The sequence below is a fragment of the Roseomonas sp. CAU 1739 genome, assembly GCF_039839775.1.
GTDB lineage: Bacteria > Pseudomonadota > Alphaproteobacteria > Acetobacterales > Acetobacteraceae > Neoroseomonas.
Window position 1 is genome coordinate 45,024 of sequence record NZ_JBDOQQ010000024.1, and the last position, 15,998, is coordinate 61,021.

The 15,998-nt window shown below is 69.9% G+C and carries 10 protein-coding genes; all 10 read left to right on the forward strand.

Features of this window, described 5'->3' with window-relative positions; genetic code table 11:
- Nucleotides 1-5: 5 nt before the first annotated feature.
- Nucleotides 6-797, forward strand: coding sequence for an ABC transporter ATP-binding protein (locus tag AAFN86_RS26680; RefSeq protein WP_347546658.1), 792 nt, complete (start codon nt 6-8; stop codon nt 795-797).
- 2 nt (nt 798-799) lie between these two features.
- Nucleotides 800-1,993 carry an FAD-dependent oxidoreductase gene (locus AAFN86_RS26685; RefSeq protein WP_347546659.1) on the forward strand — a complete coding sequence of 398 codons (1,194 nt, stop codon included), beginning with the start codon at nt 800-802 and terminating at the stop codon, nt 1,991-1,993.
- Nucleotides 1,993-3,723, forward strand: coding sequence for a NirA family protein (locus tag AAFN86_RS26690; RefSeq protein WP_347546660.1), 1,731 nt, complete (start codon nt 1,993-1,995; stop codon nt 3,721-3,723). The genes AAFN86_RS26685 and AAFN86_RS26690 overlap by 1 nt, the downstream gene beginning before the upstream one ends.
- The gene (locus tag AAFN86_RS26695) at nt 3,720-5,282 is read left to right on the forward strand and encodes a sulfite reductase subunit alpha (RefSeq protein WP_347546661.1); all 1,563 of its coding nucleotides are present in this window, start codon (nt 3,720-3,722) and stop codon (nt 5,280-5,282) included. The genes AAFN86_RS26690 and AAFN86_RS26695 overlap by 4 nt, the downstream gene beginning before the upstream one ends.
- Entirely contained in the window at nt 5,282-7,909 is a 2,628-nt protein-coding gene (locus AAFN86_RS26700) for a molybdopterin-dependent oxidoreductase (RefSeq protein ID WP_347546662.1), read from the forward strand. Before AAFN86_RS26695 ends, AAFN86_RS26700 begins: the two co-directional genes overlap by 1 nt.
- Nucleotides 7,910-7,911: 2 nt before the next feature.
- Nucleotides 7,912-9,243: a siroheme synthase CysG gene (gene cysG, locus AAFN86_RS26705; RefSeq protein ID WP_347546663.1), complete on the forward strand. Its 1,332-nt coding sequence runs from the start codon at nt 7,912-7,914 to the stop codon at nt 9,241-9,243.
- Between the two features lie 108 nt (nt 9,244-9,351).
- Nucleotides 9,352-9,636: a hypothetical protein gene (locus tag AAFN86_RS26710; protein WP_347546664.1), complete on the forward strand. Its 285-nt coding sequence runs from the start codon at nt 9,352-9,354 to the stop codon at nt 9,634-9,636.
- An 86-nt stretch (nt 9,637-9,722) separates the two neighbouring features.
- Nucleotides 9,723-11,324, forward strand: coding sequence for an efflux transporter outer membrane subunit (locus AAFN86_RS26715; protein WP_347546665.1), 1,602 nt, complete (start codon nt 9,723-9,725; stop codon nt 11,322-11,324).
- Between the two features lie 5 nt (nt 11,325-11,329).
- Complete coding sequence (locus AAFN86_RS26720) at nt 11,330-12,679, forward strand: efflux RND transporter periplasmic adaptor subunit (RefSeq protein ID WP_347546666.1); 1,350 nt, start codon at nt 11,330-11,332, stop codon at nt 12,677-12,679.
- Between the two features lie 12 nt (nt 12,680-12,691).
- The gene (locus tag AAFN86_RS26725; RefSeq protein WP_347546667.1) at nt 12,692-15,862 is read left to right on the forward strand and encodes an efflux RND transporter permease subunit; all 3,171 of its coding nucleotides are present in this window, start codon (nt 12,692-12,694) and stop codon (nt 15,860-15,862) included.
- The last annotated feature ends 136 nt before the right edge of the window (nt 15,863-15,998 follow it).

Here is a 15,998-nt window from a genome sequence, read left to right on the forward strand (position 1 = left end):
CGGCCATGGAACGCGCATTCCTCGACATCTCCCGCGTCGTGGTCCGCTTCGGCGCCGGCGCGGTGCCGGTGCTGAACGGCGTCGACCTGAAGATGAAGCAGGGCGAATACGTCGCCGTCATCGGCCATTCCGGCTGCGGCAAATCGACGCTGCTGAACGTGGTGGCCGGGCTGTTGCCGGCCACGCTCGGCGGCGTCGTTCTGGAAGGCAGCGAGGTCACCGAACCCGGCCCCGACCGCGCCGTGGTGTTCCAGAACCACTCCCTGCTGCCCTGGCTGACGGTCTACGAGAATGTGCGCCTCGCCGTGGACCGCACCGTCGGGCGTTCCATGTCGCGTGCCGAGCGCGATGCCTGGACGCGCGAGAACCTCGCCCTGGTGCGCATGGAAGCGCATGCGCAGAAGCGACCGAACGAGATCTCGGGCGGCATGAAGCAGCGCGTCGGCATTGCCCGTGCGCTGGCGATGCGCCCCAAGGTACTGCTGCTCGATGAACCCTTCGGCGCGCTCGACGCGCTGACGCGGGCGCATCTGCAGGACCAGGTGATGGACATCCATGCCCGGCTCGGCACCACGGTGATGATGATCACCCATGACGTGGACGAGGCGGTGCTGCTGTCGGACCGTATCGTGATGATGACCAACGGGCCGAATGCGACGATCGGCGAAATCCTCGAGGTCGACCTGCCGCGGCCGCGCGACCGTCTGGCACTCGCCTCCGACCCGCGCTTTCTCTCGGCACGCGAGGCGGTGCTGCGCTTCCTGCACGAACGCCACGCCCTGCCGGCGGTGGCCTGACCATGCATGTGCTGGTGATCGGCGCCGGTCCGGCCGGGGCGCGCTGCGCCGAACGCGCCGCGGAGGCCGGCTTCGCGGTCACGCTGTGCGGCAGCGAGCCCGCCCTGCCCTATGACCGCGTCGCCCTCGGCCGCGTGCTGTCGGGCGAGGCGGAAGTGCCGGCGCTGATCACGCATGGCGCCGCACGGCTTCGGGCACTCGGCATCACATTCCGGCCGTCGACGCGGATCGCCACGCTCGATGCCGGCGCCGGACGTGCCGTGTCGGCACGCGGCGAAGTTGTTGCCTTCGACCGCGCTGTCATCGCGACGGGGTCGGACGCGGTGCGCCTGCCCTTCCCTGGCGCCAACCTGCCCGGCGTGTACCTGTATCGCAGCATGGCCGACGTGCTGGCGATGCGGCGCGCCGTCGTCACCGGCACGCGCGTCGCGGTGATCGGTGGCGGTCTGCTGGGCCTCGAAGCCGCGGCGGCACTGTCGCAACGCGGCGCGCGCGTCACCGTGGTGCATGCGGTCGGCTGGCCGATGGAACGCCAGCTGGATCCTGCGGCCGGCGCGTTGCTCGCGCGCCAGCTCGGCGCAACGCGGCGGCTGTCCTTCGCCATGCCGGCGAAGACCGAGGCGATCGAGGGCGAGACGCAGGTCCGCGCGCTGCGCCTCGCCGACGGTACGCGCATATCCTGCGAGATGGTGGTGATGGCCGTCGGCGTACTCCCTTCGGTCGGTCTGGCGCGCGCGGCCGGGCTCGACGTCGGGCGCGGCATCGTGGTCGATGATGCGATGCGGACCAGTGCGGCGAAGGTGCTCGCCATCGGCGAATGCGCCGAGCATCGCGGCACGGTCTGCGGCCTGGTCGCGCCCGCGCTCGCCATGGCCGAGACGGCGGCCGCGACGCTGCGCGGCGAGGCCGCGATCTACGCCCCGCGTCCCGATCCCACCGCGCTCAAGGTCTCCGGCATCGACGTCTGGTCGGCCGGCGAGATCGAACCGGCCGATGCCGAGGCCATCACCCTGTCCGATGCCGCCATCGGCCGTTACCGCCGGCTGTGGCTGCGCGGTGGCCGGCTGGTCGGCGCGGTGCTGTATGGCGACACGGCGGATGCGCCCTTCTACCTCTCCCTGATGGCCCAGGGCCGTGACATCGCGCCGATGCGCGCGCTGCTGCCCTTCGGTCCTGCCTTCCAGGACGCCGCGTGATGAACGACGCCCCCTTCAATCCGGAGCAGCAGGAATATCTCAAGGGCTTCATGGCCGGCGTCGAGGCGCGGCGCGGCAGCCTGCTGCCCGCCGGCGAGGGTGGTGGTCCGCCTGACGCGCTGCGCGCCGCGCAGGACGCGACCATCGCGCGTGGCGGCAAGCTTGTGCCGCAGGAGGATGCGAAGCGCGCGAAGCACCCGCTCGACCGTTGGGATGAGCTGACGGAGCGGGCTGCGGCCGACAAATTCCCCAAGCCGATCGACGATTTCATCGGGCGCTACCACGGGCTGTTCTTCGTCGGTCCGGCGCAGAATGCTTTCATGTGCCGGCTGCGCATCCCCGGCGGCATACTCGCTGCGCATCAGCTCGATGCCATCGCCGACATCGCAGCGGATTGCGCCGGCGGCTACGCCGATGTGACGACGCGCGCCAATTTCCAGTTCCGCGAGATCCCGGCGGCGAAGGGGCCGGAGGTGGTGATGCGCCTCGGCGACATCGGGCTGCTGCCGCGCGGCACGGGGGCGGACAACATCCGCAACATCACCGCGAGCCCGACGGCCGGGATCGATGCGGCCGAACTGATCGACACGCGCCCCATCGTGCGCGCGCTGCACCACCACATCCTGCACACCCGCGACCTGTTCGCCCTGCCGCGCAAATTCAACATCTCGGTCGCCGGCGGCGGCGCGGTCGAGGTCCTGCAGGAGACCAACGATATTGCGCTGTCCGCCGTGATGACGGATGCGGGCCTGCGCTTTCGCCTCACCCTTGGCGGCATCACCGGCCACCGCGACTTCGCGCGCGGCACCGGCGTCGTCCTGGCCGAAGCCGACATCATCCCGGTCTGCGACGCCGTCCTGCGTGTCTTCATCGCCGAGGGCGACCGCACGGACCGCGCCAAGGCACGGCTGAAATACGTGCTCGACCGCCTTGGCATCGAGGCCTTCCTGGCGCTGGTCGAGCAGCGACTGGGCCGGGCGCTGGAACGGATGGACGACAACGCGATCCACCCGCCCGCACCACCGGCCAAGCACGGCCATGTCGGTTTGCATGCGCAGAAGCAGGAGGGGCTGTCTTATATCGGGGTGGTCTGCCCGCTCGGGCGGTTGACGGTGGATCGGCTGCGCGGCCTGGCCGATGTCGCGCGGCGCTTCGGCTCCGGCACCATCCGCCTCACCGTCTGGCAGAACCTGCTGGTCAGCGACGTGCCGGCCGACCGGTTGGATGATGCCTTGGCGGCCATCGCCGATCTTGGCCTGACGCATGAGGCATCCGCCATCCGCGGCGGCCTCGTTGCCTGCACCGGCAATGCGGGCTGCAAATTCGCCGCGTCCAACACCAAGCGCCATGCCGCGGAGCTCGCGGATTTCCTGGAACAGCGCCTGACGCTCGACCAGCCGCTCAACATCCACCTGACCGGCTGCCACCATTCCTGCGCACAGCACTACATCGCCGATATCGGCCTGCTGGGTGCCAAGGTCGAACGCGGCGAGGACCTGATCGAAGGCTACGACCTGCATGTCGGCGGCGGCGCCGGGCCGGAACAGAGGATCGGCCGGCTGATCCGCTCCAAGGTCGCGCATGACGAACTCGGGCCGGTCGTGCTTGGCCTGTTGCAGGCGTGGCTTGGGCAGCGTGCGCCAGGGGAAACCTTCCACCTGTTCTGTGCCCGGCAGGAGGATGCGGCGCTGTCCGCCCTCGCCGCCGCGCGCATGGAGGAAGCGGCATGAACGCCATCATTCCGACGGCTTTCCCCGGCCCCGCGCCGGTTCCCCTTATCCCGGAGAGCGCGCCCTTCACGCCGGCGCAGCGCTCCTGGCTGAACGGGTTCCTCGCGGGGCTGTACGGCGGCGCGGCAGAAGGGGCGTCGAACGCCTCCGCCGCGCCGCCGGCACCGGCGGAGGATCTTCCCTGGCACGATCCCGCGCTGGACCTGGATGAACGCCTGACGCTGGCCGATGGGCGCCCGTTGAACCGGCGGCTGATGGCGGCGATGGCGCAGCTCGATTGCGGGCAATGCGGCTATCTCTGCCAAACCTATTCCGAGGCGCTGGCCTCCGGCGCCGAGACCTCGACGGGCCTCTGCGTGCCCGGGGCGAAGGCGACGCAAAAGGCGCTGAAGGCGATGCTGGCCGAGGCGCCCGCCGTCGCCGCCGCGCCGGCCCCGGCGGTCGTGGCGAAGCCGAAGGGTGTGCCGGTACCGGTGCTCTCCGCCGCCCGCCTGACCGGCGCGGGGTCGGAGAAGGATGTGCGGCATGTGGTGATCGACCTTGCCGGCAGCGGATTGCGGTACGAACCAGGCGACAGCCTCTCGCTGGCCTGTCCGAATGATCCGGCGCTGGTTGATGCTGTCGTCGCGGCGCTGCACGCCGACCCCGGGACGCCCGTGCGCGCAGGCGGCATCGAATCCTCCCTTCGCGAAGCGCTGACGACGATGCTCGACATCGCCCGCCCGCTCGATCGCACGCTCGACCTGCTGGCCGGTGCGGCGACGCATGCGCCGCACGCGGCGGCCCTGCGCAAGCTGGCCGATGGCGATGACGGCGCCGAACCGGGGGATGCCGATCTGCTCGATCTGCTGGCCGCCTTCCCATCGGCGCGGCCGCCGCTTCAGGCACTGCTCGACAGCCTGCCGAGCCTCAAGCCGCGGCTCTATTCCATCGCCTCATCGCAGGCTGCGGTCGGTGAACGCGTCGAACTCTGCGTCGGCGTGGTGCGCGACACGCGGCGCGGCCGTGCGCGGGATGGCGTCGCCTCCTGCCACCTCGCCCATCGCGCGGCGCCGGATGCGCCGCTTCGTGCCGAGATCCAGGTCAGCCATTTTCGTCTGCCGACCGATGCCACGACGCCGATCATCATGGTGGGTCCGGGCACCGGCATCGCCCCCTTCCGTGCTTTCCTCCAGCACCGAGCGGCGCATGGCGACAGGGGCCGGTCCTGGCTGTTCTTCGGCGATCGTCGCCGTGCCACGGACTTCCTGTTCGAATTCGAAATCGATGCCTGGCGACAGACCGGCACGTTGTCACGGCTCTCGCTCGCCTGGAGCCGCGACGGCACGCGCAAGGACTACGTCCAGCACCGCATGGCGGAAGACTCGGCCGACCTCTGGCGCTGGTTGCAGGATGGCGCGCATTTCTACGTCTGCGGCGATGCCTCCCGCATGGCGAAGGATGTCGATGCGGCGCTGCGCGGCGTCGCGCAATCCGAAGGTGGCATGAATGCCGACCAGGCGCGCGACTGGATCGTCGCCCTGGCGCGGCAGGGCCGCTACCAGCGGGATGTCTATTGATGGATGGCGGCATCCCCACCCGCGTGGTGCGGACCACCTGTCCCTATTGCGGGGTGGGCTGCGGCGTGCGCGCGACGCCTGACGGTCGCGGCGGCGCGGCCGTCGAGGGCGATGCCGAACACCCGGCCAATCGCGGCCGGCTCTGCAGCAAAGGCGCCGCACTGGGCGAGACTTTGTCGCTGTCCGGCCGGCTGCTGCATCCGGAAGTCGGCGGCAAGCGGGCGTCCTGGGATGCCGCGCTGGATGCCGTGGCGGAAGGCTTCTCCCGCACGCTCGCCAGCCTCGGCCCGGAGGGTGTCGCGCTGTACGTCTCCGGCCAGTTGCTGACCGAGGACTACTACGCGGCCAACAAATTCGCGAAAGGCGTGCTCGGCACCGGCAACATCGACAGCAATTCCCGCCTGTGCATGGCCAGCGCCGTCGCCGCCCATCGCCGTGCCTTTGGCGAGGATGTCGTCCCCGGAATCTATGACGACCTGGAGCAGGCCGACCTGCTGGTCCTCACCGGCTCGAACCTCGCTTGGTGCCATCCGGTCCTGTTCCAGCGCGTGATGGCGGCCAAGGCGGCGCGGCCGACGATGCGCATCGTCGTGATCGACCCGCGCCGCACGGCGACCTGCGAGGGTGCCGACCTGCACCTGCCGATCGCACCGGGCGGCGATGTCGCCTTGTTCGCGGCTCTGCTCGTCCATCTCGCCGACCATGGCCATGGCGATACTCGCTATCTCGCGGACCACACGCAAGGGATGGCCGAGACGCTCGCCGCCGCGCGTATCGTCGCCGCCGAGGCCCCGGCGCTGACCGGACTCCCGGCCGAGGACATCGCCCGCTTCTGCACGATGTGGGCGGAAACACCGCGCGTCGTCACGCTGTGGAGCCAGGGCGTCAACCAATCCAGCGCGGGAACCGACAAGGCCAACGCCATCATCAACGCCCATCTGTTCACCGGACGGATCGGGCGGCCGGGCATGGGGCCGTTCAGCGTCACCGGCCAGCCCAATGCCATGGGCGGGCGGGAGACCGGCGCATTGTCGAACATGCTGGCCGGGCATCTCGACTGGGATCGCCCCGGTGACCACGCGGCGCTCGCCGGGTTCTGGGGCCTGCCGCGGCTGGCCACGGCGCCGGGACTCAAGGCCGTGGACCTGTTCAATGCGCTCGGCGCGGGCCGCATCGGCGCGCTGTGGGTCATGGCCACCAACCCAGCCGTTTCGCTGCCCGACGGAGACCGCGTGCGCCGCGCGCTGGCCACTGCGCCGTTCCTGGTGCTGTCCGAAGTCACGCAGCGATCCGACACCGCCGCCTACGCCCATGTGCGCCTGCCGGCCCTGGCCTGGGGCGAGAAGGATGGCACGGTGACCAACAGCGAGCGCGTCATCAGCCGCCAGCGCGCCTTCCTGCCCTGGCCCGGTGAGGCAAAGCCGGATTGGTGGGCCGTTGCTGAGGTCGCGAAGCGCATGGGCCACGCCAACGCCTTCACCTGGTCTGGCCCGTCGGCTATCTTCCGCGAGCATTCGGCAGTAACGGGGCTGGCCCGCCCGGCAGCCCGCGCCTTCGACATCTCCGGCCTCGCGGCCCGTTCGGATGCCGACTACGCGACGATGCCGCCGACACGCTGGCCGGTCCCGGCCGGCGGCCCCGCGTCCGATCGCTTCTTCTCGGATGGCAATATCCCCTCCGGCCGCGCCCGGCTGGTGCCGACGCCGTTCCGCGCGCCGCGCGCCCAGCCCGATGCCGCCTTTCCGCTGCGCCTGCTGACCGGCCGGCTGCGCGACCAGTGGCACATGATGACGCGTACCGGCAGCGTGCCGCGGCTGATGGCCCATGCGCCGGAACCCGTGCTGACACTGCATCCGGACGATGCGCCGGGCCTCGCGGCCGGCAGCCTGGTGCAGGCCGAGACGCCCGCCGGCGCCGCCGTGCTGCGCCTCGCGCACGATCCAGGCCAGCGTCGCGGCACCGCCTTCGTGCCGATGCATTGGACCGCGCAATTCGCCCCCGCTGCGCGCATCAACGCCGCGCTGATCGCCGCGACCGACCCGGTCAGCGGCCAGCCGGAGCTCAAGCACACGCCGCTGCGCGTCTCACCCTATGCCGCCGCCTGGCATGGCTTCCTGCTCACCCCGCAGCGCTGCGAAACCGACATCGCCGGCTGGTGCGCCAGCGCGCCGCTGGAAGGCGGTGCCTGGCGCCACGAGTTGGCGGGTCCCGAAGCCCCCCAGGAAGCCTTCGCCCGGTTGCGCGGCTTGCTGCGCGCCGAGGATTGGGCGCTGCTCGAGGACCCCGTCGCCGGCGTGTTCCGCGCCGCGGCACTGTGCGGCGGCGTGCTGACCGGCTTCGTTGCCGTCGCACCGGCCGCGCTGCTGCCGCCACGCGACTGGCTCGCCGCGCTGATGACATCGGGCTTGCTCGCACCGGCCGATCGCGCCGCGCTGCTCGTCGGCCGTCGGGCCGATGGCCCGCCGCCCTCGCCCATGGTCTGCGCCTGTCATGGCGTCACCGCCGCCGCCATCGCGGGATGCGGCGCGGATGACGTCGCCGGCGTGGGTGCGGCGACGCGCGCGGGCACCGGCTGCGGGTCCTGCAAGCCGGAGATCGCCTCGCTGCTGGCCCGGGAGATCGCCTAACCATGCGCCACTTCCCGGCCTTTCTCGATCTGCAAGGACGCCAGGTGCTGGTGCTCGGCAGCGGCGAGGTCGCCGAACGCAAGGCCGCGCCACTCGCCGCCGCCGGGGCGAGCATCCGGCGCGCCGACCGCTTTGCACCAGGACTGTTGGACGGCGTCGCCCTGGCGGTCGGTGCCGATGCGGACGATGATGATCTGCGCGCGCTGTCCGCTGCCGCCCAGGCGCGCGGCATCCCCGTCAACATCGTCGACCAGCCGGCGCTTTGCTCCTTCATCATGCCCGCCATCGTCGACCGTGATCCGGTGACGATCGCGATCTCCACGGGTGGCGCAGCACCCGTGCTGGCACGCATGCTGCGGCAGAAGATCGAGGCGGTGCTGCCGCCCGCCCTCGGTGCGCTGGCCGCCCTCGCCGGTCGGATGAGCGCGGCAGTGCGTCGTGCACTACCGGACCTTGGCGCGCGCCGCCGCTTCCTCGAACGGGTGCTGGCCGGCGCGCCTGCCGATCTCGCCCTGGCCGGCCGCACCGAGGAGGCAGAGACCGCCTTCGCCCGCGCCTTGCACGATGCCGAAGTGACGCCCACCGGCTTCGTCCATCTGGTCGGCGCCGGCCCGGGCGCGGCTGATCTGCTGACGCTGCGCGCCCTGCGCCTGCTCGGCGAGGCTGATGTCATCGTCCATGACCGACTGGTCTCCGACGCCGTGCTCGACATGGCGCGGCGCGATGCGGCGCGCATCTTCGTCGGCAAGGCGCGCGCCAATCACTGCGTTCCGCAGAATGAGATCAACGCGCTGCTGGTCGGCCTCGCCCGCCAGGGCAAGCGCGTGGTGCGCCTGAAGGGCGGCGACCCCTTCGTCTTCGGCCGCGGCGGGGAGGAAGCCGCTGCCCTCGCCGAGGCCGGCATCGCGCATGAGGTGGTGCCGGGCGTGACCGCCGCCCTCGCCTGCGCCGCGCAATCCGGCATTCCGCTCACGCATCGCGACGCCGCGCGTGCCGTCACCTTCGTGACAGGCCATACCCGGGACGGGCGGCTCGACCTCGACTTCGCGGGACTCGCGCGCCCCGGGCAGACGCTCGCCGTCTATATGGGCATCACCACGCTGCGTGACCTGGAGGTGGGGCTGGTACGTGCCGGACTCGACGCTTCGACGCCCGCGGCGATCATCGAGAATGGCGGGACCCCGGCCATGCGGGTGCTGGCCGGCACGCTCGCCTCGGTCGCGCGCGACGGCCGGGGCTGGTCGCGCGGCGGCCCCGCGCTGGTCCTGGTGGGTGAGGTGGTCGGCCAGGCCACGCCGGCGCGCCGCCCTGTGTCGGCGCCCGTCGCGGCGTGATCGGGCAGGTGCCGTGGCCAGGTTGGCACTGACAGGCTGGACGCGCACCGTCGCCTGCTGCAACAAACGCGGGAGTTGATGGCCGCAGGCACGGAGCCGATCGCCGCTATGTCAAGCCAGACCTTCAGCGACGTGACGATCGACCTGTTGGAACGCATCGCCGCGCGCGATGACCTTGGGCGATTCGCCTTCGACTTCGATGAGGACCGCCGCGCCGGCACCGCCCGCGGCGCCACGCCGCTCGGCGAGGTCGAAGTCCGATTCGGCCTGGTCCCCGACAGCGCGGAGTTGATCGTGACAGTCCTGCGAAAGCCTCCCTTCCTGCCGGCATCGCTGCTGTGGTCCGAATTCTCCCGAGCCATTGCGCGCGCCCGCACCGAATCGGTCGCCTGATGCCGTCGCCATCCCGCGCCTTACCGAGGGATTCGGCAGCGCAACCACAATGTGTATTCTCCGCTCGAACCTCAGGCTCGGCTCCTATGACACGCTCGGTCTTCCTGCGCTTCCGCGCGCCGATGCTGGCAGTGCTGCTGCCGCTCGCGGCGTGCAAGGTCGGTCCCGATTTCACCGAACCATCCGCCACCCTCGCCGAACGCTGGCTCCAGGCCGGGGAAAGCGCCGTGGCGACCGACCGGACGACCTATGAACGCTGGTGGACGGTCTTCAACGACCCGACGCTGAACGACCTGGTCGAGATGGCGTATCGGCAGAATCTCACGCTGCTGTCGGCCGGGACGCGGGTGCTGGAAGCCCGCGCGCAACTCGGCATCGCCGGCGGCGAGTTCTACCCACAGTCACAGACGGTCGGCGGCGGCCTGTCCTACCTGCGTCCGAGCGAGAACGACCCATCCGGTGTGACCCAGGCGGGGCTGGGCGAATTCTGGCGCGGCGCGCTGACGGCCAGCGCTGCGTGGGAACTGGATTTCTGGGGTCGGTTCCGTCGCGGCGTGCAGTCGGCCGACGCGGCCTATCTCGCCTCCATCGCGCGCTATGACGACGTGCTGGTGACGCTCGTCGGCGATGTGGCCTCGACCTATATCGGCATCCGCACGCTGCAGACGCAGATCGGCATCGCGCGCGCCAATGTCGCGCGGCAGCGCACGGCGCTGCAGATCGCGCGGGACCGTTGGCGTGGTGGGGTCAGCACGGCGCTCGACGTTGCGCAGGCCGAGAACGTGCTGGCGCAGACCGAGGCCACGGTGCCGCAGCTGACCGCGCAGCTTGAACAGGGCCAGGCGGCGTTGCGCGTGCTGCTCGGCCTCGCGCCGCAGCCGATGGAAGCGTTGCTGGCCGGGCGGGCCGTGATCCCGGTGCCGCCTGAAACCGTGGCCGTCGGCATCCCCGCCGACCTCGTGCGCCGCCGGCCGGACATCCGCGTCGCCGAACTGCGCGCCGCGGCGCAGAGCGAACAGATCGGCATGGCGCTCGCCGAGCTCTACCCGGCTTTCAAGCTGACCGGCGTCTTCGGATCCCAGGCGAGCAATGTCGGCGGCAACCGCGTTTCCGACATGTTCACCTCCAGCGCCATCCAATTCGCCTTCGGGGCCAGCTTCTCCTGGCCGATCCTGAACTACGGGCAGATCACCAACAATGTCCGGGTGCAGGATGCGCGATTGCAGGGCCTGCTGATCGACTACCGAGACACCGTGCTGCGCGCCCAGCGCGATGTCGAGAACGGGCTGAGCGGCTACCTCCAGGGCGGGCGGCAGGTCGCGCTGCTGCGGCGGTCCGTCGCCGCGGCGGAACAGGCGCTGACCATCGCGATGGATCAGTATCGCATGGGCACGCGCGACTTCACCACGGTGCTGACGGCCACGCAGAACCTGCTCGCCGCGCAGAACAGTCTGGCCACGGCGCAGGGGCAGCGGGCCACATCGCTGACGGCGCTGTACCGCTCGCTTGGCGGTGGCTGGCAGCTGCGCGAGGGCAATGACTTCGTGAACGACGCCACGCGCGACCAGATGCGCGCGCGCACCAACTGGGGGTCGCTGCTGCCGCCCTCCGGCACGCTGCAACCCGCCGCCCCCGGCCTTCCCAGCCCCGCCGACCGCGGTCCCGACATCCGCGCACCGCAATGGTGATGATCATGCATCAGGCTCTCATCCACGGACTCGCCCTGGCCCGCCGCGTCGCGTCGCGACGGACGGCGATTGCCGCCGGCCTCGCCCTGCCGCTCGCCCTCGCGGCGGAACGGTCGGGCGCACAGGGCCTGATCGACCGCCTTTGGGACGATGTGACCGGGCGCGGAAGTTCGGCCACGCAGGCGCAGCCCGGCGGGGCGGGGGCGGCGGCGACGCCTGCGACGCCACGCCCGGCCGCACCCGCGGCCGAACCGGCGCAGCCCGCGACACCGCCACCGGCGGCGACCGCGCAGGCCGCGCCGCAGCCGCCGCCGGCCATTCCCGTCACCTCGCCGCGCAGCCAGTCGGTCGGCGAGACGATGACGCTGACCGGCAATGCCGCGGCGGTGAACAAGGTGAATTTGGTGGCCCGCGTGGTCGGCTATCTCGACCGTATCCACTTCGAGGACGGCGCGCTGGTCCGGCGCGGCGACCTGCTGTTCACCATCCAGCAGGACCAGTACCAGGCGCAGCTACGCCAGGCGGAGGCGCAGCTGCAACTTCAGCGCGCCTCGCTGACCCATGCGACCACCGAGGTCGCGCGCTACACCGCCCTGGTCCGCCGCAACGCCGCGACGCAGGTCGAAGTGGACAATTGGGTGTTTCAGCGCGCCGCCGCCGAGGCAAACATCCTCGGCGCCCAGGCGCAGGTCGATATCGCCAAGCTGAACCTGAGCTATACCGAGGTCCGCGCACCCTTCGACGGGCAGATGGGCCGGCACCTGATCGATGTCGGCAATCTCGTCGGCAGCAGCAGCCAGAATGCCGTGCTCGCCGAGATCCTCCAGCTCGACCCGATCTACGTCGAGGTGAACATCTCCGCCCAGCAGGCGCAGCAGGTGCGCACCAATCTCGACCAGCGGCGCCTGACCCTGGCCGATCTGCAGCGCGTGCCGATCGAAGTTCAGTTGCAGGGCGAGAGCGGCTTCCCGCATCGCGGCACGCTGAACTACGTCGCGCCGCAGATCGACGCCGCGACCGGCACGCTGTTCGTGCGCGGCCTGCTGCAGAACCCGAACCGCGCGCTGCTGCCGGGGATGTTCGTGAATGTCCGCCTGCCGATGGGCCGGACCCTGCAATCCGCGGTTCTCGTGCCGCAGCGCGCATTGCAGGAAGACCAGGGCGGCCGCTTCCTGCTCGTGGTGGACCAGAACAACACGGTGCAGAAGCGCTACGTCCAGCTCGGGCCGCTCGTCGGCGCCTGGCAGGTCGCGACCAGCGGCGTGACGGCCACGGACCGCATCGTCGTCGGCGAATTGTGGCGTGCTTCGCCGGGGCTGCGCGTGCAGCCGCAGCCCACGACGGTCGCCGAGTAGGAAGGAACCGGCATGTCGAAGTTCTTCATCGAGCGCCCGGTCCTCGCCAACGTGCTGGCGATCGTGCTGGTCGTCATCGGCGCGGTCTCGCTGTTTCGGCTGCCGGTTTCCGAATTCCCCAATATCGTCCCGCCGACCGTCATGGTTACGGCGAACTACCCCGGCGCCAGCGCACAGACGGTGATCGACACCGTCGCCCTGCCGATCGAAAACCAGGTCAACGGCGTCGATGGCATGCTCTACATGTCGTCCACCAGCGCGCCGGACGGCACCTATCGCCTGACCGTCACCTTCCGCATCGGCACCAACCCCGATACGGCACAGGTGCTGGTGCAGAACCGCGTCTCGCTCGCGCTTGCGTCCCTGCCCACGCCGGTGCAGGCGCAGGGCGTGAACGTGCAGAAGAAGAACACCGCCATCCTGCAGATGGTGGCGCTCGATTCCGCCGATAACCGCTACGACAGCGCCTTCCTGAGCAACTATGCGACCATCAACCTGGTCAATGTGCTCTCGCGCCTGCCGGGTGTCGGCTCGGTCACCGTCTTCGGCGCCGGCATCTATGCCATGCGGATCTGGATGGATCCGGAAAAGCTGTTCTCCTTGGGCCTGGAACCGGCGGATGTCATCAACGCGATCCAGCAGCAGAACCAGGTGATCGCGGCGGGCCAGGTCGGCGCGCCACCCGCCCCCTCGACGCAGCAGTTCCAGTACACGATCAACGTCCAATCGCGCCTAAACGAGCCCGAGCAGTTCGCCAGCATCGTCATCCGCGACCAGACCGCGCAGGGCGGTCGCCTGACCTATCTGCGCGACGTCGCGCGGGTCGAACTCGGCGCGCAGAACTATGCGCAGGATTTCCATCTCGACGGACGCCCGGCCGCCGGCATCGCCATCTACCAGACGCCTGAGGCGAATTCGCTCCAGGTCGGCCAGACCATCCGCCGCACCATGGAGGATCTGTCTCGCCGCTTCCCGACGGGGATGCGCTTCTCGATCCCCTACGACACCACGACCTTCGTCTCCGCTTCGATCAACGAGGTCTATTCCACGCTGTACCAGGCCGGCCTGCTGGTGCTGGTCGTGATCCTGCTGTTCCTGCAGAACTTCCGGGCCACGCTGGTCCCGGCGACGACCGTGCCGGTCACCATCATCGGCGCCTTCGCGGGCATGGCCGCCCTCGGCTTTACGGTGAACCTGACGACGCTGTTCGGCATCGTGCTCGCCATCGGCATCGTCGTGGATGACGCCATCGTTATCGTCGAAGGCGTGACCAAGCACATCGAGGAAGGCAAGGGCGGCGTCGAGGCGGCGATCGAGGCGATGCGCGAGCTGTTCGGCCCGATCATCGGCATCACCCTCGTGCTGATGAGCGTCTTCCTGCCCGCCGCCTTCGTGCCCGGCCTGACCGGACAGATGTTTGCGCAGTTCGCCCTGGTCATCGCCGCCACCGCGCTGATCAGCGCGGTCAACGCGGCAACGCTGAAGCCGACGCAGTGCGCGATGTGGCTGCGCACGCCGGTGCCGCCGGAGAAGCGCAGCTTCTTCTACCGCGGCTTCAACCGCGTCTATGACGGCTTCGAGCGTTGGTACACCGGCCTCATCGCCCGCATGGTGCATGTCAGCGGCGTGATGGTGGTGATCGCGTTGCTGGTCTCCGGCGCCGCGCTGTATGGCCTGTCCCGCATCCCCACGGGCTTCATCCCGATCGATGACCAGGGCTACCTGCTGCTGTCGATTGAACTGCCGGAGGGTGCGGCACTCGGCCGCACCGCGGCGACGCTCGAACAGGCCCGCCAGATCGTCCAGCGGGTGCCCGGGGTGCAGCAGGTCATCGCACTGGCGGGCGTCTCGCCGCTCGACAATTTCGCCGACCTGTCCAATGCCGGCGTCGCCTGGGTCATTCTCAAGCCCTTCTCAGAACGCGACCCGCATCCGGAAATGGGGCTACTGCCGCTGTATGAACGGATAACACGCGACCTCGCCGCACTGCAGGACGGGCGCGCCGTTGTCTTGCCGCCACCGCCCGTCCAGGGCATCGGCAACGCCGGCGGCTTCCAGATGCAGCTCGAACTGCTGGGCGGCAGCTTCGACTATGCCAAGCTCGACGCGTTGACGGGCCAGATCCTGGAACGCGCGTCACGGGAACCATCCCTGCGCAACGTGCTGACCACCTTCCGCGCCAATGCGCCACAGGTGATCGTCACCGTGGACCGCGAACGCGCCCAGCAACTGCGCGTGCCGGTCGGCGACGTCTTCGCGATGCTGACCGACTATGTCGGGTCTTCCTACGTCAACCAGTTCAACAAGTTCGGCCAGTCGCTACAGGTCTATGTCCAGGCGGATGCGCGCTTCCGCCTCAACCCCGACGACCTGCTGAACCTGCATGTGCGCAGCCAGGACAACCAGATGGTGCCGCTGGGCGCCGTCGCGACCCTGGGACAGGCCGCCGGGCCGCCGCTCGTCACGCTGTACAACCTGTTCGCATCCTCGACCATCGTCGGCGGCCCCGCACCGGGCTACAGTTCCGGCCAGGCGATGGAGACGATGGAGCGCATCGCGCGCAGCGTGCTCCCAGGCGACGTCTCCTTCGAATGGACGGCGATGTCCTATCAGGAGAACGTCACCGGCAACACGCTGATCTATGTCTTCGCGCTGTCACTGCTGCTCGTCTACCTCTGCCTCGCCGGACAGTATGAGAGCTGGATCCTGCCGCTGTCGGTGCTGTCCGCGGTGCCGCTCGCGCTAGTCGGGCCCGTGGCAGCGCTTACGGCGCTGGGCGTGGCGAACAACCTCTATGTGCAGATCGGCCTGATGCTGTTGATCGCCCTGTCGGCGAAGAACGGCATCCTGATCGTCGAAGTCGCCCGCGAGGAACGCCTGATCCACGGCAAGCCGATCCTCGAAGCCGCCGTCGAAGCGTCACGCATGCGGCTGCGGCCGATCCTGATGACCTCCTTTGCCTTCATCCTCGGCGTGCTGCCGCTGGTGCTGGCGACCGGCGCGGGTGCCAATGCGCGACGCTCCCTGGGCATCAGCGTGTTCAGCGGCATGCTGGCCTCTACCTGCCTCGCGGTGCTGTTCGTGCCATCCTTCTTCGTGCTGCTGCAGCGACTGGATGAATGGAAGAAGCGGCCGAAGTCGGGCGGCAAGGCGGCGGCGGAGGAAGGTTCGGCAAGCGCGTAGTTGGAGGGGCTTTGCCCCCTCATAGTCCCTTTTGCCGAACATGAGGACAAACCGGAAACGAGGTCGCGGCATTTCGCATCATCTCCGTTGGGAAAGGCGCCGGCGGCCTTGAGCATGGCCATGAGTTGCCCGACCA